The organism is Tolypothrix sp. VBCCA 56010 (assembly GCF_050875635.1).
Lineage (GTDB): Bacteria > Cyanobacteriota > Cyanobacteriia > Cyanobacteriales > Nostocaceae > Hassallia.
The window spans coordinates 1-22572 of record NZ_JBPAOH010000019.1 but is presented as its reverse complement, the minus strand read 5'-3'; the positions used below and the strand labels follow the sequence as shown (position 1 = coordinate 22572).

General features: G+C 41.4%; 23 protein-coding genes and 5 pseudogenes. 14 read left to right on the top strand and 14 right to left on the bottom strand.

The features are described from left to right. Positions 1 to 65: 65 nt before the first annotated feature. The 6 genes and pseudogenes from AABK37_RS09180 to AABK37_RS09155 all read right to left on the bottom strand — a co-directional run. Positions 66 to 542: a NifX-associated nitrogen fixation protein gene (locus AABK37_RS09180; protein ID WP_089129458.1), complete on the bottom strand. Its 477-nt coding sequence runs from the start codon at positions 540 to 542 to the stop codon at positions 66 to 68. Then, positions 539 to 952 (bottom strand): nitrogen fixation protein NifX, encoded by a 414-nt coding sequence (gene nifX, locus AABK37_RS09175; protein WP_432551268.1) that lies wholly within the window; start codon positions 950 to 952, stop codon positions 539 to 541. Before nifX ends, AABK37_RS09180 begins: the two co-directional genes overlap by 4 nt. 58 nt (positions 953 to 1010) lie before the next feature. Beyond that, a complete protein-coding gene (nifN, locus tag AABK37_RS09170) occupies positions 1011 to 2318 on the bottom strand; it encodes a nitrogenase iron-molybdenum cofactor biosynthesis protein NifN (RefSeq protein WP_432551267.1) in 1308 nt (435 codons plus the stop codon). Next, positions 2318 to 3808, bottom strand: coding sequence for a nitrogenase iron-molybdenum cofactor biosynthesis protein NifE (gene nifE, locus AABK37_RS09165; RefSeq protein ID WP_432551266.1), 1491 nt, complete (start codon positions 3806 to 3808; stop codon positions 2318 to 2320). Before nifE ends, nifN begins: the two co-directional genes overlap by 1 nt. Before the next feature lie 140 nt (positions 3809 to 3948). Beyond that, positions 3949 to 4299, bottom strand: coding sequence for a Mo-dependent nitrogenase C-terminal domain-containing protein (locus AABK37_RS09160; protein WP_432551265.1), 351 nt, complete (start codon positions 4297 to 4299; stop codon positions 3949 to 3951). Between the two features lie 199 nt (positions 4300 to 4498). Beyond that, positions 4499 to 4774, bottom strand: a pseudogene (locus tag AABK37_RS09155) (nitrogenase component 1); the annotation flags it as partial. Between the two features lie 35 nt (positions 4775 to 4809). On the opposite strand from AABK37_RS09155, the gene xisF reads away from it, so the two are divergent. Beyond that, positions 4810 to 6354, top strand: coding sequence for a fdxN element excision recombinase XisF (gene xisF, locus AABK37_RS09150; protein ID WP_432551264.1), 1545 nt, complete (start codon positions 4810 to 4812; stop codon positions 6352 to 6354). Position 6355: 1 nt separating this feature from the next. On the opposite strand, the gene AABK37_RS09145 is transcribed toward xisF, so the two are convergent. The 3 genes and pseudogenes from AABK37_RS09145 to AABK37_RS09135 all read right to left on the bottom strand — a co-directional run bounded on the left by AABK37_RS09145 (position 6356) and on the right by AABK37_RS09135 (position 8275). Beyond that, a complete protein-coding gene (locus tag AABK37_RS09145; protein ID WP_432551263.1) occupies positions 6356 to 6499 on the bottom strand; it encodes a hypothetical protein in 144 nt (47 codons plus the stop codon). A gap of 254 nt (positions 6500 to 6753) precedes the next feature. Beyond that, a pseudogene (locus tag AABK37_RS09140) lies at positions 6754 to 7878 on the bottom strand (amino acid adenylation domain-containing protein); the annotation flags it as partial. Positions 7879 to 8005: 127 nt separating this feature from the next. Next, positions 8006 to 8275 (bottom strand): condensation domain-containing protein, encoded by a 270-nt coding sequence (locus AABK37_RS09135; RefSeq protein WP_432551262.1) that lies wholly within the window; start codon positions 8273 to 8275, stop codon positions 8006 to 8008. Between the two features lie 344 nt (positions 8276 to 8619). Here AABK37_RS09135 and AABK37_RS09130 point away from each other — a divergent pair. The 9 genes and pseudogenes from AABK37_RS09130 to AABK37_RS09090 all read left to right on the top strand — a co-directional run bounded on the left by AABK37_RS09130 (position 8620) and on the right by AABK37_RS09090 (position 17816). Beyond that, positions 8620 to 9858, top strand: a pseudogene (locus tag AABK37_RS09130) (condensation domain-containing protein). After that, positions 9858 to 10025 (top strand): annotated as a pseudogene (locus tag AABK37_RS09125) (AMP-binding protein); the annotation flags it as partial. The pseudogenes AABK37_RS09130 and AABK37_RS09125, both read left to right, overlap by 1 nt. Positions 10026 to 10106: 81 nt before the next feature. Further along, positions 10107 to 10955, top strand: a complete 849-nt coding sequence (locus AABK37_RS09120; RefSeq protein ID WP_432551261.1) for an alpha/beta fold hydrolase — start codon at positions 10107 to 10109, stop codon at positions 10953 to 10955. Positions 10956 to 11000: 45 nt separating this feature from the next. After that, positions 11001 to 12044: an acyltransferase family protein gene (locus AABK37_RS09115; protein ID WP_432551260.1), complete on the top strand. Its 1044-nt coding sequence runs from the start codon at positions 11001 to 11003 to the stop codon at positions 12042 to 12044. Between the two features lie 380 nt (positions 12045 to 12424). Beyond that, a complete protein-coding gene (locus AABK37_RS09110) occupies positions 12425 to 14314 on the top strand; it encodes a carbamoyltransferase family protein (protein WP_432551259.1) in 1890 nt (629 codons plus the stop codon). 18 nt (positions 14315 to 14332) lie between these two features. Beyond that, positions 14333 to 14737, top strand: a complete 405-nt coding sequence (locus AABK37_RS09105; RefSeq protein ID WP_432551258.1) for an SxtJ family membrane protein — start codon at positions 14333 to 14335, stop codon at positions 14735 to 14737. Next, positions 14737 to 14901, top strand: coding sequence for a DUF5989 family protein (locus AABK37_RS09100; RefSeq protein WP_432551257.1), 165 nt, complete (start codon positions 14737 to 14739; stop codon positions 14899 to 14901). Before AABK37_RS09105 ends, AABK37_RS09100 begins: the two co-directional genes overlap by 1 nt. An 8-nt stretch (positions 14902 to 14909) precedes the next feature. Continuing rightward, positions 14910 to 16178, top strand: a complete 1269-nt coding sequence (locus AABK37_RS09095; protein ID WP_432551256.1) for an SGNH/GDSL hydrolase family protein — start codon at positions 14910 to 14912, stop codon at positions 16176 to 16178. Next, complete coding sequence (locus AABK37_RS09090; protein WP_432551255.1) at positions 16179 to 17816, top strand: glycosyltransferase family 39 protein; 1638 nt, start codon at positions 16179 to 16181, stop codon at positions 17814 to 17816. A 38-nt stretch (positions 17817 to 17854) separates the two neighbouring features. Here the strand turns inward: AABK37_RS09090 and AABK37_RS09085 are convergent, their stop codons facing one another. After that, positions 17855 to 17989, bottom strand: a complete 135-nt coding sequence (locus AABK37_RS09085) for a hypothetical protein (RefSeq protein ID WP_432551254.1) — start codon at positions 17987 to 17989, stop codon at positions 17855 to 17857. Here AABK37_RS09085 and AABK37_RS09080 point away from each other — a divergent pair. Together AABK37_RS09080 and AABK37_RS09075 are read left to right on the top strand one after the other, a co-directional pair. After that, complete coding sequence (locus tag AABK37_RS09080; RefSeq protein WP_432551253.1) at positions 17988 to 18452, top strand: GtrA family protein; 465 nt, start codon at positions 17988 to 17990, stop codon at positions 18450 to 18452. The genes AABK37_RS09085 and AABK37_RS09080 overlap by 2 nt on opposite strands. Before the next feature lie 294 nt (positions 18453 to 18746). Further along, positions 18747 to 19616, top strand: a complete 870-nt coding sequence (locus tag AABK37_RS09075; RefSeq protein ID WP_432551252.1) for a DUF4231 domain-containing protein — start codon at positions 18747 to 18749, stop codon at positions 19614 to 19616. Here the strand turns inward: AABK37_RS09075 and AABK37_RS09070 are convergent. Together AABK37_RS09070 and AABK37_RS09065 are read right to left on the bottom strand one after the other, a co-directional pair. After that, positions 19613 to 19831, bottom strand: a complete 219-nt coding sequence (locus tag AABK37_RS09070; protein WP_432551251.1) for a hypothetical protein — start codon at positions 19829 to 19831, stop codon at positions 19613 to 19615. The genes AABK37_RS09075 and AABK37_RS09070 overlap by 4 nt on opposite strands. 8 nt (positions 19832 to 19839) lie before the next feature. Continuing rightward, positions 19840 to 20019, bottom strand: a complete 180-nt coding sequence (locus tag AABK37_RS09065) for a hypothetical protein (protein WP_432551250.1) — start codon at positions 20017 to 20019, stop codon at positions 19840 to 19842. Here AABK37_RS09065 and AABK37_RS09060 point away from each other — a divergent pair. Next, positions 19940 to 20359, top strand: coding sequence for an NAD-dependent epimerase/dehydratase family protein (locus AABK37_RS09060; RefSeq protein WP_432551249.1), 420 nt, complete (start codon positions 19940 to 19942; stop codon positions 20357 to 20359). The genes AABK37_RS09065 and AABK37_RS09060 overlap by 80 nt on opposite strands. Before the next feature lie 278 nt (positions 20360 to 20637). Continuing rightward, on the top strand, positions 20638 to 22026 hold the full coding sequence (locus tag AABK37_RS09055; protein ID WP_432551248.1) for an MFS transporter: 1389 nt from the start codon (positions 20638 to 20640) through the stop codon (positions 22024 to 22026). Here the strand turns inward: AABK37_RS09055 and AABK37_RS09050 are convergent. Next, on the bottom strand, positions 21984 to 22112 hold the full coding sequence (locus tag AABK37_RS09050; protein ID WP_432551247.1) for a hypothetical protein: 129 nt from the start codon (positions 22110 to 22112) through the stop codon (positions 21984 to 21986). The genes AABK37_RS09055 and AABK37_RS09050 overlap by 43 nt on opposite strands. A gap of 193 nt (positions 22113 to 22305) precedes the next feature. Then, positions 22306 to 22572, bottom strand: a pseudogene (locus AABK37_RS09045) (hypothetical protein); the annotation flags it as partial.

Sequence of the window (22572 nt, the reverse complement as noted above, 5' to 3'; positions counted from 1 at the left end):
CAAAAGTTATGAATGATGAGCTGCTCCTGTACAGACGTTCCGCCGGAACGTCTCTACCTAACTTCTTACAATTTGCTAGCTTCCGGAAAAGTTTTCGCTAATTCCAGACCTTTTGCTACTAGTTGCTCTCCTTCTTCTGCCAACTTTTCTAAAGAGTCAAAGCCAAAGCGGTGAGCATCTCGCAAAGTTCTTTTAACTAACAAAAGACGACCAGAAAATACTAGCACCCAGCCAAATCCTTCATGGTTCAAATCAACCACAACTTGAGAAATGAGATTTGTTTCTTTTTCAATACTGGCAGCTATAGCTCGAAAAAATACCATAATCCGGGCTTGAGTTGCCGGATCGACTTCACCCTCAAGAGAAATTTCGCGCTTCTTTTGTTTAGTGACAACAAAAGGTTTCAGAATCAACTCATCCGACCAACTACGGTAAAATCCATAGCTATCTTGACCCCGGATTTGGCTGATTAATGTCTTCAGGAAAGGTGCGTTTAAAATATCGCTTTGAGCGGTTCCATTAACACTATTATTTACGGTCATACAGTTGCCTCCTCTTCCAACCCATCTTCAAAATTAGAGGTTTTTTGTTGTAAGGCTTTACGCAGCCAAGGTGGAGGATTTCCTTTGAGAGTTGTCACCAACTTATTCAACACCTCAGCAATCTCTTCTTGTTCCGATCGCGCTTTAATTGGTGTCACATGTTTCTTGATCAATCGAGCTGCTGCACTTCCACCGATCGCCGTTACATAAACAATCGTACAATCAGCTAAAGCCTCAAGCTTTGGTGCTAACTTATCCTCATTCCCATCCTCTTTCAACTCACCCGCAAACGTCAAAGTTTCGACAAATTGATATCCCTCATCAGAGATTTCATAAACATCAATTTCCTTCGTCGAACCAAAGTGAGCATTAATATGAACCCTATCATTAGTCGTGAAAGCAATTTTCATTTTGTCTTCTTTGCGCCTCTGCGCCTCTGCGTGAGAAAATAAGATTTATGCACCTTGTCTAATGACCAATAACCCTTGATTCTTCCAGCTCCAAAAACAGATTGCCAATATCAAACAAAAGCTGCATAGTGCCTCGATAACCAACTTTGGTAAATTGACCATTACCCAAGCGGTCATAAATGGGAATACCCAAACGATAAAGAGGAATTGAAAGACGTTTTGCGATCGCTTTCACATTCGAGTTACCCATCAGCAAATCAGAACCTACCGCTAATTCCTCAAAATCCTCCAAATCACCGATAGTTACATTTTTGACCGGGAGTTTTTCTAATAAAGGCGATCGCGTTGTCGTCACCGCAGCATGTACTTGCGTCCCCATCGATTGCAGAAAACGCACTATAGACCAAAGTAAATCCGGTTCCAACGCCAAAGAAACACGCTTCGCACCAAAATAAAAGTGCGTATCCAACATTGCATCTTGTAACTGACGGCGTTGGCGGCGATATTTTTCTGGTACACTAACACCACTAAGGTCTGACAAAGCTTGGAGAAACTCGTCCATCGGTTCCAAACCAGTCAGTTCACTAAACAACTCGTAGGGTATAGCAAACCGTTGTTGTAAAATCTCTGCTGCACCCCTCATACTCTCACCCAGCGCTAAAGTAAACGCCGAACTACCTATTTCTCGCAATTGTGCCAGAGTCGTACCACCACCTGTTATCGCACTATAAGAATCATCTAAGTGACCATCTAATGAAGCGGAAAGATCGGGTACAAAGATAGGCTTTAGTCCAAAGGCAGTGACGATCTCTTTTACTTCCTGTATATCTCCTGGTGTGAAAGCAGAACCCGCCAAAATCGTAATTTGGTCTGGTTTGGTCTTACCTTCTTGGGGAACTTCTGTTACTATACTTTCAACTGCGGCAGCAAAACCGTCTTGTAGCGCACCTTTAAAATCTGGAGTCGGGGCAAAAATGATCGCCAAACGATCCAATTCTGGATGACGTTGGCGGATTTCTTTCAGGAAACCCTCCATGTCATCTCCTCTGGTTTCCGTCAACCCAGTGGTACATAAACCGATAATTTCTGGCTTTGACTTCTCCACCAGCGTCAGAATTGCCTGTTCGACATTTTCCTCACCACCCAAAATAGTGGTAACTTCCGTCATCGCTGTCGTCGCAAGGGGAATCGCTTCCCGGAAATGTCGCACCAAAACAACTTTCGCAAAAGCAGTACAGCCTTGGGAACCGTGGAATAAAGGTATTGTCCCCTTTAAGCCCAAAAAGGCTAAAGACGCACCCAAAGCTTGACTTTGCTTCAGGGGATTAACTGTCAGTGATTTGTTAGGAACAGTAACCAGTGCCATTAGCTATCCTCCAATAAAGCCAAGTCAGAGAGGGGGAGAGTGGGAGAGGGGGAGGATGGGGGAGTGGGGGAAGACAAGGAAGAAATTCCCCCTTGTCCTCCTTGTCCCCGTGTTCCCATGTCCTCATCCCACGGTGCAGGTTTGCGGATTTGCTCCCACACTGGGCTGTAGAGAGCCTCATACAGTTCTCTTGCCATCTCAACCATCCCCACATAAGCAGCGTAAGGATGATGGCGTTCTTGGTTAATATCTAAGAAAGGAATCCGCGCTTTCAGAGCGGTGTATTGATTGCGACCACCCGCAATCAACATATCAGCTTTCGTATCTTTAACTAGTTTTAGCAGTTCTTTAGCGTTGCCCTTTTCCATCATGATGCCATCCGTACCGATCAACTTTCTGATTCGGGCTTTGTCTTCTTCCGTACTCTTTCTAGTACTGGTAGCAACAACTTCTATCCCTAAGTCTTTAGCTGCGGAGATAATCGACCAACTCTTTACGCCTCCGGTATAAAGGACAACTCGCTTGCCTTTGAGTCGAGCGCGGTAAGGAGCTAGTGCTAAATCTAAAGCGGCAGTTTCTTCAGCGATTAGCTTTTCGGTGCGTTCTTGTAAGTCGCGATCGCCTAACTTAGCGGCAACATTCCGCAGACAGCGGTTCATGTCATCTACACCGTAGAAAGACTCTTCAATGTAAGGAATGCCGTAGCGCTCTTCCATCTTTCTCGCCATGTTGAGCAACGCTTTCGAGCAAATCATTACATTCAGTTTGGCGCGGTGAGCGTGACAAACTTCATCGTAACGAGCATCACCGGTGATTTTTGACAAAACGCGGATGCCGAGTTTTTCAAATAATTTCAGAACTGGCCACATTTCCCCGGCGATGTTGTACTCACCGATAAGATTAATGTCATAGGGTGTGGTATACTCAGGTTCGCGAGTACCAACAACGTATTCTAATAAAGCTTCACCGCCAAAGCGATTACCGAGATTTTTGCTACCAATAAATCCTGGGGAAACTACGGGGACAACAGGCTTTCCTATTTTATCAGCCGCAGCTTTGCAAACTGCATCGATATCATCGCCAGTTAAAGCGGGGACACAAGTAGTATAAACAAATATCGCTGTCGGGTTGTAGCGTTGTTGCAATTCCAAAATGGCTTTGTAGAGCTTCTTTTCGCCACCGAAGATGACATCATTTTCGGTTAAATCGGTGGTGAAACCCATTTTGTAAAGCTGAGGACCACTAGAAAGACTACCACGACTTCCCCAAGAATTACCAGCGCAGGCGATCGGACCGTGGACTAAATGAGCAGCATCAGTAATTGGCACTAGGGCAATCATTGCACCATCAAAAGCGCATCCCCCTTGAGCTGCTCCTGGTTGTGCTTGTTGCGTGCAAGATTTATTTTTCTTTTCTCCATGTTTCTGGCTATTATGTTCGCATCCGGTTTCACTGAGCAGCTCGTTAATTTTGCCTTGGGTAATTTTCATTTCATTCCTCGCGCTGGATGGAAGTTGTAAGTAGTTAATTGTTGGGTGGAGCGTTGTTGTTTGTTAGTTGTTGTTTGTTAGTTGTCAAAAACAACTAACTCTTAACTCCTAACTACTAACTCCTAACTCCTAACTAATGATTAACAAATATATTTTGTGACATCTTCGCCACATACATCAGTAAGATAAGCTAAGGCACGGAAACGCAATCCGACAAACTCATCGTATAAGGGATTAAGTTTGCACAGTGGGGGGATATGTAAAATCCGTCCAAATAAGTTTATGCTTCGCTCAAATGGGCAACAGCAAGGAATGATTGTGCAGATTAGATGAGCGATGCGAGCATTTTTAAGTTGGGCGTTATCCACCATCCGGCGCAAAGGAGATAGAATATCAAATGAGCCGGGTTTCTTATATTTGGGTGGACGTAAATTAGGGTGGGGATGAGTGTGAGTGTGATTGTGTTCGTGAGCGGGAGTTATAGATTTCATAATAGAAACCTCATGAAACAGCTAAAAGGAAAAAGTAAAAGTAGGTGCTGGGGGGTTGTTAGTGGATAGTGGTTAGTTGTTAATTGTTATTTGTTCGTTGACGGTTAACAATCAACATTTATCCACTAACCACGCTCCCACTACCCACTACCCAGTCACCTTACTCCTTTTCCTTTTGTGGCAGGCGAAGATGAAATTTCTAACGAATTAAGTCGTAAGAAATATCGGTCTTGGAAGGAATGTTGGTGTTGTGATCGATGTCCTCGAACACGGTGTTAACAACCCAGTTGAGCAAGTTGATTACGCCTTGATAACCGACGGTGGCGTAACGGTGCATGTGGTGACGATCCATGATGGGATAGCCGATGCGAACCAGGGGAACTTTGCAATCGCGCCACAGGTACTTACCGTAGGAGTTACCGATGAGCAAGTCTACGGGTTCGGTGAACAGCAAAGAACCAATGCGCTCACTATCAGGTAAAATCTATATATTGCTGTGAGGTGCGGTATATGGAAGTTTGGGCTTATGCGAGGGTATCGACTGAAGAACAAGCGGAGGATGAAGGGGCGTTAATTAAACAGATGCGTCGTTTGCGGAGTGCTGGAGCCACGAAAATATATTACGATGTCGAGAGTCGTACTAGCGATAAGCGCAAAGGTCTTTTGCAGTTGATTGAGGATGTGGACGCTAACGCATTTGGTAAAGTCTCAAAGTTGTTATTTATCCGCATCGACCGTTTAACGTCGTCATCAATAATGTTTTATCGGTTGATGGATGCTTTAAAGAAAAAGGGTATTCAACCGACAGCAATTGATGAGCCGTTTGAAATGTCGAGTATTGGTGGAGAACTAACAATTGATGTGCGGTTAGCAGCAGCGAAGTATGAGGTGAAAATGTTAGCGATGCGGGTAAAAAAGGAACGCGAAACTCGCAAGGCGAATAAAAAGCCACATTGGAACGCGCCATTAGGGTATATAACAGATGGACAGAAGTACGTCAAAGATAACAGTCCGTGCGTTTGCTTAATTGCGAGTAAGTCAGAAATGAATGTTTCCCAATTGGCGCGATTTGTGTTTGATATTTTTTTTAGTGCGGGTACAGTGTCAGAGACTGTCAGACAATTGCATGATATTTTTGGGATTCAGGCTCAGGCAGTTTCCAAATCAAAAAATAACAGAAATAATGTACTTGGAGTAGAAGAAATAGGGATTGAAAATATTAATAAAACTCGTGGCTCTGGACTAAATCTGCGTTATCCGCACACCGGATTGAAATGGTCAGTTTCTGGTTTGCGATCGCAATTGGTGAATCCCATCTATGCAGGGGGAACGGCATATGATACAGTCCAGTATAGCGGAGGGCATCGCAAGCCCTTTGATGAGTGGGAAGTTGCCTGGGAAACTCACGATGAAATTATTATTACCCGTGAGGAACACGAGCGGGTAAAAGCGATGATTCGAGAAAATCGCAATAATCGCTGGGCAAACGAGCAGAAATATACCAACGTATTTGCTAATTTAGTTAAATGCGCTCATTGTGGGGCTGCTTACAGTCGCCAATCGAAGAAATTGGTAAAACGCACCGGATTAATTCGCCATCATTACCAATGCAGTTTTTACCGGACTGGAGCTTGCGACAACAAGCGGATGATTTCTAATGATGAACTAGAAAAGCAAGTCATCGAATGGCTGGTACGGGAAGCTGAAAGGTTAGCAGCACTAGTAGAGCAAGAAGTTCAAGTGACAGAAGAACCCGCAGAAGTTAAGATTCTGCGGGCATCTTTGAATACCCTTGATGCTTTACCATCAAATCCAGCGATTGAAAAAGCGAAAGAAGATATTCTAAAGCAGATTGCGGATGCGATCGCTACCACAAGTGACACTTCTAAACAATACCTAATTGCCAAAGAACGGATTGTTGTCGCATTTTCAAATCAGAGGTATTGGCAAAGTTTAGAACCGCAAGATAAACAAGCTTTACTTAAAGGGTGCATAAGAAAAATAACGGTAGATGGCAACAAAGTTACTGCGGTCAAATTACTGCATTTATATTAGGCTAGGCAGCTTTGGACTTGCGGGGCTTAGGTTTGTTCTGTTGTTGCTGTTGTACCGACTCTTGTTGTTTTTGTAGCAGTGCCTCGCGTTTCTCAAACTCAATTACAGTACGAGCAACTAATTCTGCTAGGGTTTCACGTTTCATAGTTGATGTTTATCGCTTCTTTGACGATAACTGCCAAGTCAAAAACTTCTGTTAGCTATGAGCTTTTTAGATTGCTACATATTTGCTTTTTAGAGATTTATTGAGTATCTCTGATTTTAGTTTTGAATGTTTTCTAAGCTATTCTCAGTGGGGGTGGAAACTAATAGACCGTCATCGCTTAAGTTGACGGAACGGCGTTTGCGTCCGGCTTTCGGGATGTCTGCGTTTTGTTGCAGAGATGGCGATGCTGACAGCAGACGACTACCCGGAACAAAAGCGAAGGGGTTGGGAATAAAGCGTTCTGCACTCAAGCGAGGATGATGGAGATAACCCCGCGTCACTCCTGCACCGGCAATATAGACTTCACCGGCAACTCCTATAGGGGATGGTTCCAGGTTTTCATCTAAGATGTAAAAACTTAAATCGGGAATCGGTTGACCGATAACGCTACCTTGATTTGCGATCGCATCTGCTTGAGTAATTTCTCTATAAGTGACGTGAACGGTAGTTTCGGTGATGCCGTACATATTAATCAATCTCGGTTTTTCATCGCCATATAGCTCAAACCAAGGTTGCAGACTTTGCAGTTCTAGTGCTTCTCCACCAAAAATAATGTACCGTAAATCTAAATCTGCATTCTTTGTGGCTACTTGTACAAGCTGTTTGAATGCTGAGGGAGTTTGATTTAAAACTGTGACTTTCTCAGACTGAAGCAGCTGGAAAAAGTCTTTTGGGGAACGAGTTGTCCAATAAGGAACCACGACGACTTTACCACCATACAGCAAAGCTCCCCACAGTTCCCAAACGGAAAAATCGAATGCATAGGAATGAAACAATGTCCAAACATCGTCGCTGTTAAATTTAAACCAGGGTTCGGTTGCTTTCAACAGTCGGATGACATTAGCATGAGTGACGATACAGCCTTTGGGTTTGCCTGTGGAACCACTGGTATAAATTACATAAGCGGGATGGTCTGGTAATATTTTGACTGCAACTGACTCTGAGCTTTGATTTTCTAGTTGGGCTGCAATATCTTCTAAAACAACAATTTCAACACGGCAGTCGCTACAACGGAGGGAACCTCCGCAACGCGCTGCCTCGCTTTCCCCGGCGGAAATCTGCGATACGACTGAACGCTGAGTTACTAACAGAGAGATTCCACTGTCTTGGAGTAGATAATCAATGCGCGAACTCGGATAACTCGTATCAATGGGAACATAAGCGCCACCTGCTTTCAAAATTGCCAAGATAGCGATCGCTAATTGTTCGGAACGTTCCAAACAAAGCCCCACTAACATTTCTGGACAAACACCTTTGCTTTTCAGGTAATGTGCTAAACGATTGGAACGGATTTCTAATTCGGCAAAGGTTAAGTTAGTTTCTTCAAAGGTGACGGCAGTATGAGATGCATGTTGTTTCGCTGTTGCGTTAAATGCGTAAACTAAGGTTTTATAAGATACATAGCTGGCTTTGTGGTTGTCAGCTTGCAGCAAGCTGTGCCGTTCTTCAGGAGAAATTAGCGATCGCGCTTTGTTCTTGAGCGATAAAGTCACTGTAAGGAATCGCCGGCACCGTTAGCGGTGGAATTGATTTGGCTTCTATATAATAGATATAACGTTGCAATAATTGAGTTAGCAACGTTGCGACGCTCCAACCATCGAGAATAACGTGGTGAAAACTGAAGCTGAAGCTGAGGTGGAATTCTTCGAGTCTGTGAATCTGAAAGCGGAATATTTGAATATTTGCAGCAGGTAGGCGAACAAAATAAAGTTGCAATTGAACCTGTTTGGGAAGATTGGGATCAAGTTAATCTGCAATTAAGCGATTTGCGTCAGCGCATCATTGAAACAGGTGCGATCGCTTGGCGAGGCATTCCCAATGCTCGTTTAATTAAAGATGAAGCTATTTTGCAGTGGGTACAAGGAAATGATCGGGTAACTACCATCAAAGAATTACGCGAATTCATTGATATTAATCTCAAACAAGCAATTAATCCGTCAGATTTGTATGCACTTGCTAAAGAGATTAATTGCCAAATAACTATCAGCTATTCGCCAGATTTTCCGAGTCATTTTGACGCTTGCTTTTATCCAGCAACCGAGGGAAAACGCCGTCCGGTAATGCCAATTGCACGCAGAGATGCTAAATTGAGCGTCTCTACATACTGCATCGATCCTCTCAAAGGACGTTTTGCGAAAGCGTTAATTTCCCAGTTAAAAGAAATTGTCCGGGAATTGCCCGAATATATGCGTCCGGCATCGTTTGTTCTGCTAGAAAGCTTTCCGATGACTCCCAGTGGTAAGCTGGATCGGCGTGCTTTACCTGCACCAGAGCGAGATTTAGCGATCGCCAAACAATTTTTTGTTCAACCTACAACTTCTACCGAAAAACGACTTTGCACAATTTGGAGCGATGTGCTTAGTATTGATTCTATCGGTGTGACGGATGATTTCTTTTATTTAGGAGGACACTCGCTTATAGCAACTAAGCTAGTTTCTCGCATTCGTGAAGAATTTGATTTAGCCTTGCCGTTACGAACAATTTTTGAGCATCCAACTATCGCGGGTTTAGCTGAACAAATCGAACGCCTTGCTGTTGTTAGCGATGGAAATATACAGAAAGATATCATACCACGAATTGCCCAACGGGACAATTTACCGCTTTCTTTTTCGCAAGCGCGACTGTGGTTTTTAGATTTGTTGGAACCGAATAATGCCGTTTATAATATGGCGATCGCTTTTCGTTTAAATGGCGATTTAAATCAAGAAGCGCTACACCGCAGTTTGCAAGAAATAATTCAACATCACGAGATATTACGCACGACTTTTGAGAGTAAATACGGAATTCCTATACAAGTTATTCACGAATTTGATAAAGTCCCGCTGACTGCGTGCGAACTAAGTCATTTACAGCAAGAAGAATTTAAAAAAGCAGTTAAATAAGCAATAATTTGTCCTTTCAATCTTCGCACATTACCGTTGCTGCGCGTTTATTTATATCGGTTAGCAGAGGACAGGCATGTTTTTGTTGTAGTGATGCACCATATTGTTTCTGATGGTTGGTCATTAGGATTAATGATTAAGGAATTATCCTTATCTTATGCAGCATTTTGTCGCAGAGATGCATCACCTTTACCGTCTCTATCTTTACAATATGGCGATTTTGCTCATTGGCAACGGACAATTTTTGAGAAAACCCAACTGCAACAGCAACTAAGTTATTGGAAAGAAAAACTCAGCGGTAAAATAGAGGTTTTAGAGTTACCAACTGATTTTCCGCGAAAAGCGATCGCTGGTTATCAAGGTGGTGCAGTATCCTTTACTATTAACAAAAAAGTAGGCGATCGCTTTAAGCAGTAGCGAATCAATTAGCACATTACCTGCAAAGCTTGGGTGTCAAACCAGAAGTGCTGGTGGGTATTTGTGTCGAGCGTTCCATAGATATGATAGTTAGTTTTTTGGGAATACTCAAAGCTGGAGGAGCTTACATTCCCCTCGACCCTGCCTATCCCCAAGAGCGACTTGCCTAAATTGAACAGCGATTAGGGTGCAATCTACCTGTTGTTACTTTATTCCGAGAAGGTACGATAGCGCATATTGCCGCTTTATTGGAACAAGAGCGATCGCCTAGTGATTCAGATGTTCTCGTTCCTCTACAAATCAAAGGCGATTTACTTCCCTTATTTCTCGTACACCAAGCTGGCGGTTATGCTTTATCCTATTCTGTGCTGGCTCGCACCTTCAGTCAAGAACGTCCGATTTATGCTCTTCAAGCACGCGGTTTAGATGGAAAACAATCGCCTTTAAATACTATCGAAGCAATGGCTTATAGTTACCTGAAAGCAATTCGGCAAATTATTCCTTACGGTCCTTATTTGTTAGGAGGACACTCTTTAGGCGGATTAATTGCCTTTGAAATGGCTTCACAATTAGAAGCTGTGGGACAACAAGTTGAACAAGTGATAATTATCGATACCCATCCTCCTTTGCCAACTCCGGAAATTGAAGCTTCTCTTGATGACAATGCCGCTATTCTTTGCTTCATTGTTGAGCAAATTGGACTTCATTTTAACGAAATTGTAAGTATTTCCTATGAAGAACTTTCCACCTTAGACGAAGTGGCTCAATTTGAATATGTACTGCAAATTTTGCGACAGCACGAACTCATTCCCCCTGATTTGGGACGAAATTTGATTGCCGGATTGCTCAACGTTTACAAAGCTAATTTGCAGGCAAGTTTACATTATCAACCGCAACTTATTAAATCTTCTATTTCCCTGTTCAAAACACCCTCACTAGCAAAACAGTTTCCAGACGATCCTACTGTCGCTTGGGGGAAATTAACCAGTGCAAAAGTGCGCGTATCCTCCGTAAATGGCGAACATCAGACACTTTTGAAAGAACCTCATGTTAAAAGCCTTGTCGTAGCCATTGAAGAACTTTTGTCTTATAATTAACATCAATTCAATCATTGGATTTTCATAGATATGCACAGTTATAATTTGCAAAAAATTTATGGTTTTGATTATCTAAGAGCAATTTGTTGTATTGCTGTTGTTTGTTTACATACAAATATTCCGAGCTTAGTTTTAAACTTTAAAAATTTCTACAATATCATTTTTGACAACGTATTTTGTTTGGCTGTTCCCATATTTTTTCAAATATCCCTTATTTTATTCTTTTTAAACAGGCAAAAAGAGAAAAATTACTTTTTTCAAAAAAGGGTTTTCAAAATTATAAAACTTTATATTTTTTGGGGCATATTTTCTAGTTTATTTTCTTGTTTCACTCAAAAAGAAATGTATCTGAATTATCTCAGCAATTTAAGAGATATTAAAAATATTATGAATTTTATCATAACAGATGGATATTATAATCCTTTTTATTACTTCTTTTCATTGTTATTTTTAACGATATTAGCGGAATTATTTGCTTTTTATATTGAGAAAACTCAAATCAACAATCAACTAATATGTTATTCTCTTTTGATATATTCTTGCATAATTGTTTTCCTCTTGCCTTTAAGTGTAATATTTATGGGTGAACAATTTGCTATGTTACCGCAAGCATTCAATCCTTTAAATTTTACACCTTACGTTTTTTCCTCATTTGTAATTAGCAATTATTTATCTCGAAATCAACAAAATGATAATTCAGAACTAAATATTAAACATGTTTTGATATTAATAATTTTATTTATTTCTTTTGCTATTTTTGAATGGAAATATATAAGCCATCCCTTTCTATGGGGTGGTGAAATGAATCCTCTACCAGTTTACTCCAGAGTATCTCTAGTTTTTGGTGCTTGGTTGATTACCTTAATTTCCACCAAAATTACATCTGAACCGCATTTTCTCATCAAATTATTTTCTGATTTATCCTTGGGTATATATTGCTTACATACCTTTTTAGGCTTATTGCTGATTAAATTTTTTCCACTTACACCTAATACTGACGTTTTGTTACTCTTTTTTCTGATGATTGTCTTAGCAACGCTGTTAACCAAATTTTTGAAAAATTTTCAAATATTTAAAGACCTTATATGATGCCATCCCTTAATTTTGCAACACCAGTAGCTTGACAGGGGTAGTGTCGTTGGTTTATTGTCCACTCAGTTCTATAGATGTAGTGTTAAAAAATGACTAAGCACGTTTATATCTTGACGCTGTTTGAAGTATGTCATCGATAATCCGCAATTACTAGCAAAAGCAAATCCCCCGACTTGGGTAAAAATTTTGGTAATAAGCCTAATGGGGTTAAGCATTTTCTTTCGCTTTGCCCATCTAGGGCAAAAAATATACTGCTGTGATGAATCTTGGACATCCGTAGCAATTTTAGTTTTGAGTATTTAGTACGGTGCTGTTAGCGCTGTTGGTAACGCACCAAAATTTTTGAGCAGAGTGTGAATTAGCCACGATTTGTAAAAATGCAGATTCTCGGAATTTCAGCCTACTACCACGATAGCGCCGCCGCTTTAGTTGTGGATGGTGAAATTGTTGCCGCAGCGCAGGAAGAACGTTTTTCTAGGAAAAAGCACGATGCTAGATTTCCCAAAAATGCGATCGCTTACTGTTTAAAAGACGCAGTCACCAGCTTACAAGATATCGATCAAATTGTTTTTTACGACAAACCATTAGTCAAATTTGAGCGTCTGCTGGAAACTTATTTAGCCTATGCGCCAAAGGGATTAAGCTCGTTTATCACCTCCATGCCCATCTGGTTAAAAGAAAAGCTTTACCTCAAGACACTCTTAAAAAAAGAACTGGCAAAACTCGCAGAGTGCAAAACTTCCCAATTGCCCCCTGTATTCTTTACCGAACATCACCAAGCCCATGCAGCTTCTGCCTTTTTTCCCAGCCCTTTCGAGCGGGCTGCCGTTTTGTGCTTAGATGGGGTAGGAGAGTGGGCAACCACTTCGGTCTGGCTAGGAGAAGGACATCAACTCACACCCCAATGGCAAATTGATTTTCCCCACTCCCTCGGTCTGCTGTATTCCGCCTTCACCTACTACATCGGGTTCAAAGTTAACTCCGGTGAGTACAAGCTGATGGGTTTAGCTCCCTACGGCGAACCCAAATATGTAGACCAAATTCTCAACCATCTATTGGATCTCAAAGAAGATGGTACTTTTCGGTTGAACATGGACTACTTCAACTACAGTGTGGGGTTAACCATGACCAACCAGAAATTCCATGCTCTGTTTGGGGGTTTACCACGCCAAGGAGAAGGAAAACTCACTCAAAAAGACATGGATCTGGCAAGTTCCATCCAAAATGTCACCGAAGAAGTAGTACTGCGTCTGGCAAAAACTGTCAAAAAAGAACTGAATGTAGACTATTTATGTTTAGCTGGTGGTGTCGCCCTTAACTGTGTAGCCAACGGACGAATTGTCAGAGAAAGTGAGTTCAAAGATATTTGGATTCAACCGGCAGCCGGAGACGCTGGTGGTGCGGTGGGAGCAGCCTTAGCTATTTGGCATCAGTACCACGAAAAACCCCGCATCCCAAGAGCAGGCGATCGCGCAGAGCGCCCGCTTCGCGATGCTCATGACGGAGCCGCCAAGGGCGATCGCATGAGGGGTAGTTATCTCGGACCAAGCTTTACCACAGCAGAAATTATTGAGTCTCTCAATACCGTTAATGCTCATTACCAGCAACTTGACGATAACGAACTCATGCCTAGTTTAGCAGAAATTTTAGAACAGGGTAACGTCGTCGGTTGGTTCTCTGGACGGATGGAGTTTGGACCGCGTGCTTTAGGAGGACGTTCTATTATTGGCGATCCCCGCAGTCCCAAAATGCAATCGGTAATGAACCTGAAAATTAAATATCGCGAGTCCTTCCGTCCATTTGCCCCTTCGGTGTTAGCAGAAAGAGTCTCGGACTACTTTGACATTGACTGCCCTAGCCCCTATATGCTGCTGGTAGCGCCAGTCAAAGAAAAACTCCATATTAAAATGACCCAGGAGCAAAAGCAACTATTTGGTATTGACAAATTGAACATTCCTCGTTCCCAAATTCCAGCGGTAACACACGTCGATTACTCCGCCCGCATCCAGACTGTTCACAAGGAAACTAATTCTCGCTACTACGAATTGATTCGTCATTTTGAAGCCAAAACTGGCTGTGCGGTACTGGTGAATACTTCGTTTAATGTCCGTGGCGAACCAATTGTTTGTACTCCCGAAGATGCCTATCGATGTTTTATGAGAACCGAGATGGACTATTTGGTGATTGAAAATTTCTTGTTAGCCAAATCAGAACAACCAAAAGGCAATTTTGATGAGTCGTGGAAAACAGAATTTGAATTAGATTAGCTGGCAAAATATTTAACTATGCACGAGATAATAGAACTTGACAAAAAAGGTTTGCGTGAATTCGGACTCGTTGGCGGTTTGATTGTAGCGGTTGTATTCGGTTTTGTATTACCAATATTACGCCATGATTCGCTGTCAATTGTGCCGTGGATCGTGGCGATCGTCCTCTGGGTTTGGGCAATAGTTGCACCCGCGACTTTAAATTTTGTTTACCAAATCTGGATGAGGATTGGACTTGTTTTAGGTTGGATACAAACACGAATTATTTTAGGGGTTTTATTTTATGCAATACTTACCCCAATGGGACTGATCGGGCGGCTGTTGAATCGAGACCGATTGATGCAGCGCTTCGAGCCAAATTCGCCCACTTATCGCCAACCGAGTAAGCTACGAACTAAAGAAAGTATGGAGAAAACATTCTAATGCTAAAAGATACTTTGGATTTTCTCAAAGACCTGGGTGGATTTATCAAAGAGCGACAAAACTACTGGCTGATTCCCCTCGTTGTCACTCTGGTATCCTTGGGTGCGCTGGTTTTCTTGGCTCAATCTTCGGCGATCGCACCATTTATTTACACGCTATTTTAAGGAGCTAGATGACAAAATTGAATCGCTGGGTAAAGCTAGCGTTAACAGGAGTATTGATTCTCAGCGGGTTACTTGTTGGATTGGGAATCGTGGAAATTGGCTTACGCATTGCGGGGATAGAGTACAATACATTTTATACTGTTGATCAACATAGAGGTTGGGTACTGCGACCATTAGTTTCCGGCTGGTATCGCAGCGAAGGTGAATCCTATGTCCAGATCAACAGTGATGGCTTTAGCGATCGAGAACACACCAAAGTCAAACCAGAAAATACCCTCAGAATAGCATTGCTGGGAGATTCCTTTGTAGAGGCTTTGCAAGTGCCATTAGAACAAGGTTTTGCAGCAGTCATAGAACGTGAACTGAGTAGTTGTCAAACTTTGGCTGGACAAAAGGTGGAAGTGATTAAGTTCGGGGTTAGTGGTTATGGAACAGCCCAGGAACTGATTACCCTAAGGGAAAAAGCTTGGAAATATTCACCTGATATCGTACTGCTAGCTTTTTTTACTGGCAACGATTTAATCAATTATTTCCGTATTATCACTAAGATGACAAGTAAGCTCAATTCCTTCAGGGAACTAAACCCAAGGCCGTATTTTGTCTTTCAAGACGGTCATCTGGTTTTTGATGCGTCGTATGTTAATACAGATACCTATCGCTCAAAGGTGTCATGGTGGAACCAAGCTTATATTAAAATCGAAGATAACTCGCGGATTTTACAGGTTTTGCACCAAGGAAAATATGGTTTTGGGAACCTTTTGAGTCAATTTTTTAAACAAGCAGCAAAACAGTCAAGTAATGTGCAGCATGAACAAAATTTTCAAATGTTCATCAGGACTGATGATATCTACAAGCCGCCTACAGACCCTGACTGGCAACAGGCATGGCAAGTTACAGAGGGAATAATTAGCTTAATGCACGATGAGGTGATTGCCAAGAAAGCGGATTTTGCAGTTGTTACTTTGAGCGATCCCCTTGCAGTTTATCCCGATCCTTCAGTGCGCCAAAAATTTCTGCAAGCATCAGGTAGGACTGATTTGTTTTATCCAGAGAAGCGGATTGGAGATTTGGGTGAGCGCGAGGGCTTCAGTGTACTCAATCTGGGACCAACTTTTCAGGCTTATGCCGAACAGAACCACGTTTGCCTACACGGATTTGACAATGCTGTTCCCTGTGGAGAGCATTGGAATGCTTTGGGACATCAGCTGGCAGGAAAAATGATTGCTTCTAAGCTGTGTGAAAAACTTCCTTCCATAGCGACCAATCAGGTGCAATAAATGGACAATCCGCAATTACTAGCTTCATCAAATCCCCCGACTTGGTTAAAAATCTTAGTAATAAGCCTCATCGGGTTAGGCATTTTCTTTCGCTTTGCCCATCTAGGGCAAAAAATATACTGCTGTGATGAATCTTCGACATCCGTAGCAATTTCTGGGCACACGGTAGCCGAGCTAGAACAGGAAGTTTCTCATCATCAAGGCACAATTCCTATTACCACCTTCGACAAATATCAACATATTAATTCAGATCGTGGTGTGGCTGATACAGTGAATTACTTAATTACCTCAGACCCGCAGCATCCCCCATTGTATTACGTCATGGTGAGATTATGGGCGCAAGTATTTGGAGATTCGCCTATTGGGGTGAGGAGTTTGTCAGCACTCATCAGTCTGTTGATATTTCCCAGCGTCTATTGGCTGTGTTTGGAGTTGTTTGAGTCAGCAGTTGTGGGATGGGTTGCGATGGCATTAATTGCCGTTTCTCCCTTGCAGCTCTTCTTTGCTCAAGAAGCACGTCAATACAGTTTGTGGATGGTAGAAATTTTAGTATCGAGTGCTGCTTTATTGCGAGCTATCAGACAAGAGAATAAAGCAAATTGGGCTGTGTATACCCTCACCTTAGCCTTGGGGTTATACAGTCATTTATTCACAGTTTTGGTAATGATAGCTCATGGGATTTATGTAGTTATTCAACAACAGTTTCGCTTCACTAAAACCTTCTTCAATTATTTGCTTAGTACGATTGCTGCCTTTTTAATGCTTTTACCCTGGCTGATTGTGCTTATCACGCATCTTAGTACAGCACTAGAGCTAACTTCAGCGTTTGCAATAAGATGGATAAATAATCCCTTCGAGCTACTCGCTATTTTTATGATTCGAGTTAGCAGAACATTTTTCGATCTTAATTTAACTTCAGATACATTAGTATTTAATAGTTTTACTCTAGAAGGTTCTTTATTTTATAGTATTCCTACATTAATATTAAGTTTATTTTTGATTATTTACTTAATATTGTTTTTCGGAAAAGTGCCTCCAAATAAAACCAGTTTATTGATTTTTTTATTGGGAGGATTCCCAAGTCTATTGTTAGTGATATATGACCTAATTTTTGGAGGAAGTCGCTCTCTTCAAGTTCGCTACCAGTTGCCTTTATATCTCAGCCTAGAAATTATTGTAGCCTATGTTCTAGCTTTCTATATTTTCACAGAACAGACTTGGCGGCAAAAAATCGCTCAATTCATAATAGTCGGATTACTCATAGCCGGGTTGGTTTCTGATGTCAGGTTTTTTCAAGCTGAGAATTGGTGGACACAATTAGATAATCAATTTATCAAAGAAACATCCCAAGTTATCAGGAAATCAGAGAAACCTTTACTAATAATTAATAACTCTCGTGTTAATTTAGGAGGAATCTTAACCTTAAGTAATTATTTCCCAAAAGTTCGCCTACTTCCAATAGCAGATGATGAACTGCTGCCGATTCCTCAGAATTATAGTCAGATTTTATTTATGCAAAATAATAGCAGTTTATTTCATCAACTAAAGCAGGATAAAAGCTATCACTTGAAAGTAATTAAAGTACTTAATCTGCCACCAGGAGGTTTGTGGCAATTCGACAAAGTTGATAAATTGTGAACACTAGTAGTGCTTTCGTCGGTTCTATAAATTTGGGGTCAATAAATATCTCGCTTGCGTTGGTAGCGATCGCTTGTATTAAGTAAGTCGGCATCAAAAAAAACTATGTAAAGATAAACACCTAGAATTAATCTATTTAAAGATGTTGTATAACGCCGCACAGGGTTCCTCATGAATTTCTATCTTGAGATTAGCAACTTAATAAATCGACTGCGCTTAAGTCTTTCTTGGGTGTTTGTAAGTCGGCTGATTCGTTTCGCCATAGTGGGTTTAAGTGGTGTATTTGTAGACTTGGGAGGATTTTATGTTCTGCATACTCTGTTGGGTTGGGTGTTAACTCCGAGTGCAATACTTTCAACAGAGGTGGCAATCATTAATAATTTTTTCTGGAATGATGTATGGACTTTTGGTGATATGTCTGTTCAGCAACAATTAGGCAATCAGCGGTTGCAACGTTTTTTCAAGTTCAACCTAATTTGTTTTTTTGGACTGATTTTCAATAGTTTAATTGTTAATTTGCTGTTTTATAAATTTGAGATGAATGAATACATGGCAAAATTGATAGCAATTATTTGTGTTATCCTCTGGAATTTTTCGCTAAACTCGAAGTTCAACTGGCAAATAACAAAGACATAAGTAGATGTTTTGAGAGATAGTTACTAGGGCAAATGTGTCACTGACCCCTGGCGATCGCGTTTTTGCCTAAGTTCTGTCTAATACGATTTCTCGTGCGAAGATGCGCCTAATTAGCCTGGGTCGTTTCATTGATAAATAATTAATATTTCTATTGACAGATAATTGTTATTATAATATAATATTCCGGATGCGGATTTTTGAAATGTCGATATTATATACGCCTTTATTAATAGAGGCGAGTTTGTCCACCATAATCTGCTACATTTCAACCGATAACAAATTGAGTACAAGGCAATGACTACTTCTGAAATAACTACTGAGCAGAAAAACCAGACAGGAAATTCTTATACAGGAGAAAAATCCTCTTCATCAGGTCAAAAAATCTTATTTACCTTGAAGGCGTTTGAGTATTTATTACTAGCTGCTATTATCTGTTCTGGCATAATTGTTATTTATTTACCAGATAATAAACAAGCTGTAATTGCTGGAGCAGTTTCTCTGACTATTTCAATTTTTTTGTTACTCATCAACAGACAAGCATTTGAAGAGTCTAAGAATGCCGCTAACCAGTTTAGTCTTGCCCAAAAAGCTGAACTATATACTTCTCTATTGACCAATAGTAACTCCTTGGAAAAAAATTCGTTCACTCCAGCAAGAGCAAAGGCTTTACAGTATTGCCAAGATATGATTGACGATTATAAAAAAACTCGCAATCTATCGAGAAACCTTTACTATTTTTTGCAAATTGCAACTGTTATTTTATCAGGAGTCACACCAATTTTAGTTTTGGTAGACAAATTGGAAGCCGGACAAGCTTGGCTCAAGTGGCTCCCCGTAATCTGTCCGGCTATTGCCTCTATAGTTGCAAGTATAGTTACCTCCTTTCCTTTTCAAAAGAATGCGCTTTCTGCCAATACAGCGATTGAATTGTTAGAGGCTGAACAAGAGAAATTTATATTAGGAGTAACTCCGTCTTATCGTTGCTATGATGTGTCTAGCGAAACTGAACAGCAACAAAAAGCAAGTCAGGCAATAGAACAGTTTATTGTTCAAGTGAATAACATTCATCTCCAGCAACTGCAACCAACCGAAGAGAAGCAGCCAGAGAAGACAGAATCAGCTGCATCTGCTGCATCTAACGAGCCAAAACCCGAGCAAAGTTAACACTCGAAATGGGCATTGGGCATTGGGCATTGGGAATTGGTGGGCATTGGGAATAGGTAATAGGTAATAGCTAATAGAAAGAAATTGTCCCCCTTGTCGTCCCCCTCATCCCCCTTGTCCTCCTTGTCCTCCTTGTCCCCATGCCCCATGACGGCAGATGCTTTAAGCCGGGAAACCCGTCCAACGCACTGCCTCCCCAATGCCCCATGCCCCATGCCCTATATTAAAACCGGGCACCCCCATCCACTTCTATGACGCTTCCGGTAAAATAGTCGCATTCGATGATAAAACGCATAGCCTGCCAAATTTCGTAAGGTTCAGCTATGCGACCGATGGGTATTTTGGAAATCATCTCTGCTTGGGCTTCTGGAGATACCCGACTGAGGATTGGTGTATTCGTCAATCCAGGAGCAATATTCTTTGGCTCTCAAGGAGATACTCGCTCTCAACAAAAACGCTTAGAAACTCAAATTAAAGGTTTTGTCCATCACGAGATAGATGTACGCGATCGCCCGGGCATACTAGACTTAATTGATAGCCTGAGACCTGATGCGATCGTGCATACAGCAGCACAACCCAGCCACGACCTCGCGGCAACAATTCCCTTTGATGATTTTGATATCAATGCAAGTAGGGAAGCTGAATCTTTTAGAAGCAACTCGCACTCTTTGCCTCAAAAGCTCCGTTTGTGCATATGTCTAGCAACAAAGTGTATGGAGATGTACCTAATGAAATTCCGATGACAGAATTAAAAACTCGTTGGGATTATGCCGATCCTGCCTATAAGCACGGTATCCCCGAATCGTGTCGCATCGACCAATCAAAACATTCTCTTTTCGGTGGTTCTAAAGTTTATTAGCCAATTTTTTACTCCTCCAGGTAGGCGATTGCTAGTACAAATACCCGCTATTATGAAGAGAGCTTTAAAATTATGAGTTGTATAACATTTATAAACATGCCGATCTGAATATTTATTATTTACCTCCACTTCTAATATTCTCACCAATTATTCAACTGAATTATGAAATATCTAAGTCAAGTACTTGAACTAATTCGTGAATTTCGTAGCTTTATTATCTTCTGGCTTGGGCAGTCTCCGGCTGAAGTCGGAACTCGCTTGACAGGATTTGGTTTAAGTATCTGGGTCTATCAGAACAGTCACGCCGTTACACAAGTAAGCCTGGTTCTATTTTTTACAACCTTACCCGGTGTATTAATCACCCCCTTCGTTGGTGCATTAGTAGATCGGTGGAATCGAAAATGGATAATTATTTTCAATAATATAATTGTGGCTTTTGTCACAATAACACTCGTCTTATTGCTACAATCTCATAATCTGCAACTCTGGCATACCTATATCTCTGCATTTTTAACCTCATTGTGCGGTTCTTTTCAAATGACTGCAAAAGCAGCTGCTTTACCAATGATGGTTAAGAGGAATCAGATGGGGAGAGCCAATGGCTTAATTCAGTTTAGCACAGCGGTAGGACAGCTTGCTGCACCAGTCTTGGCAGGTGTACTCATCGCCACTATACAACTTCAGGGCTTGCTGCTGATTGATTTATCTACCAATATCATTGCAGTGTTAACGCTACTATTTATTCAGATTCCTCAGCCAGAAAAGAGCACAACATCGGGTGAGGGAATTACTAGTATCATCAATGACATTATTTACGGCTGGGAAAACATTTCATCTCGCCCTGTTTTGTTAACCCTACTGGCATTCATGACAATTTATTTTTTTGTGAATGGGATAACCACCGTCTTGATTAATCCGCTGATATTATCCTTTTCGGATGCTGCGACATATGGGACTATAATGTCAATTGCTGGGGCTGGAATGATTGTTGGTAGCACCTTTATGAGTATCTGGGGAGGAGGGACAAAATATATCTCTGCTCTGTTTATATTTTCGGCATTGAATGGGATAGGTATAGTAATCGCTGGAATAAAACCCTCTATTCCCTTAATAGCCTGTGGCATTTTTCTCTCGTTTTTAACCTTGCCGATTATTCTAAGTACTAATAATACAATTTGGCAAAATAGCGTACACCCAAACGTTCAGGGACGTGTTCTCTCATTGTTCGGCGCAGTAACAGGCTTGGGGTTGGCTTTTGGTAATATCAGTGCCAGCCCACTAACTGACAGAATCTTGGAACCTATGCTATCCGATGAGGGGGTGCTTGCTAGCACTGTTGGAAAATTGATTGGAACGGGTACTGGGCGTGGAATTGGTTTTTTGATGATTCTAGAAGGGCTGCTATTTTTACTCATATCAATCGGCTTCTACTATTATTTTTCCTATCAGCAATTTGATGAGGAATTGTTGGCTGCTGGTACGGAAAATCTGACGCAATACGATTCGGATCAGATCCCCCCACCTGAGTTGACACCCTTCAAAAAGGGGTAATTGATAATGGGGAATTGGGCATGGGGAATTGGGCATGGGGCATAAGGCATTGGTAATAATTCTTTCCCCTTTCCCCTTTTCCCCATTGGTATTATATTTTCAATTATTTGTAGAACGACTTTATGCGCTACTTTGAAGAATACTGTGAAGTACATCTTGAACCGAACATTGCACCATTTACTTGGGTGTTTAGGAGTGATGAGAAAATCTGCTAATAGTTACCTTTCGCATAGTCAAATATATTCAAACATCAACTATCTATTCAGTTGGAGTTAGTATTTATACTGGACAGCAAATCCTACACTTGGCAGGAAGAGGTAGAAATCCCGGTATATTAACTAACCTTGGTTGAACTACGCAACCTGATATCCCCTGGCTAAAAGCATCGGGGAATTCTTTTCTCAAGATGTTGTAACTTCCATTGACATCGGCATTTATTAAGCCGGATTTGGAACGATACAAACCACGCTTGATTCTACGACCTGAAGGTTTCCAAGTTTCAGGTTTGTTCCCATAATCAGGAATAGTGTCTAAATCAAGAAAGCT

Coding starts and splice junctions, on each gene's coding strand:
- xisF (WP_432551264.1), top strand. CDS start 4,810: ATGGAAGTTTGGGCTTATGCGAGGGTATCGACTGAAGAACAAGCGGAG.
- AABK37_RS09110 (WP_432551259.1), top strand. CDS start 12,425: ATGCAGATTCTCGGAATTTCAGCCTACTACCACGATAGCGCCGCCGCT.
- AABK37_RS09080 (WP_432551253.1), top strand. CDS start 17,988: ATGAATTTCTATCTTGAGATTAGCAACTTAATAAATCGACTGCGCTTA.
- AABK37_RS09060 (WP_432551249.1), top strand. CDS start 19,940: ATGCGACCGATGGGTATTTTGGAAATCATCTCTGCTTGGGCTTCTGGA.
- nifX (WP_432551268.1), bottom strand. CDS start 952: ATGAAAATTGCTTTCACGACTAATGATAGGGTTCATATTAATGCTCAC.
- AABK37_RS09100 (WP_432551257.1), top strand. CDS start 14,737: ATGCTAAAAGATACTTTGGATTTTCTCAAAGACCTGGGTGGATTTATC.
- AABK37_RS09085 (WP_432551254.1), bottom strand. CDS start 17,989: ATGAGGAACCCTGTGCGGCGTTATACAACATCTTTAAATAGATTAATT.
- AABK37_RS09160 (WP_432551265.1), bottom strand. CDS start 4,299: ATGAAATCTATAACTCCCGCTCACGAACACAATCACACTCACACTCAT.
- AABK37_RS09105 (WP_432551258.1), top strand. CDS start 14,333: ATGCACGAGATAATAGAACTTGACAAAAAAGGTTTGCGTGAATTCGGA.
- nifE (WP_432551266.1), bottom strand. CDS start 3,808: ATGAAAATTACCCAAGGCAAAATTAACGAGCTGCTCAGTGAAACCGGA.
- AABK37_RS09145 (WP_432551263.1), bottom strand. CDS start 6,499: ATGAAACGTGAAACCCTAGCAGAATTAGTTGCTCGTACTGTAATTGAG.
- AABK37_RS09180 (WP_089129458.1), bottom strand. CDS start 542: ATGACCGTAAATAATAGTGTTAATGGAACCGCTCAAAGCGATATTTTA.
- AABK37_RS09090 (WP_432551255.1), top strand. CDS start 16,179: ATGGACAATCCGCAATTACTAGCTTCATCAAATCCCCCGACTTGGTTA.
- nifN (WP_432551267.1), bottom strand. CDS start 2,318: ATGGCACTGGTTACTGTTCCTAACAAATCACTGACAGTTAATCCCCTG.
- AABK37_RS09095 (WP_432551256.1), top strand. CDS start 14,910: ATGACAAAATTGAATCGCTGGGTAAAGCTAGCGTTAACAGGAGTATTG.
- AABK37_RS09050 (WP_432551247.1), bottom strand. CDS start 22,112: ATGGGGAAAAGGGGAAAGGGGAAAGAATTATTACCAATGCCTTATGCC.
- AABK37_RS09075 (WP_432551252.1), top strand. CDS start 18,747: ATGACTACTTCTGAAATAACTACTGAGCAGAAAAACCAGACAGGAAAT.
- AABK37_RS09055 (WP_432551248.1), top strand. CDS start 20,638: ATGAAATATCTAAGTCAAGTACTTGAACTAATTCGTGAATTTCGTAGC.
- AABK37_RS09070 (WP_432551251.1), bottom strand. CDS start 19,831: ATGGGGCATGGGGCATTGGGGAGGCAGTGCGTTGGACGGGTTTCCCGG.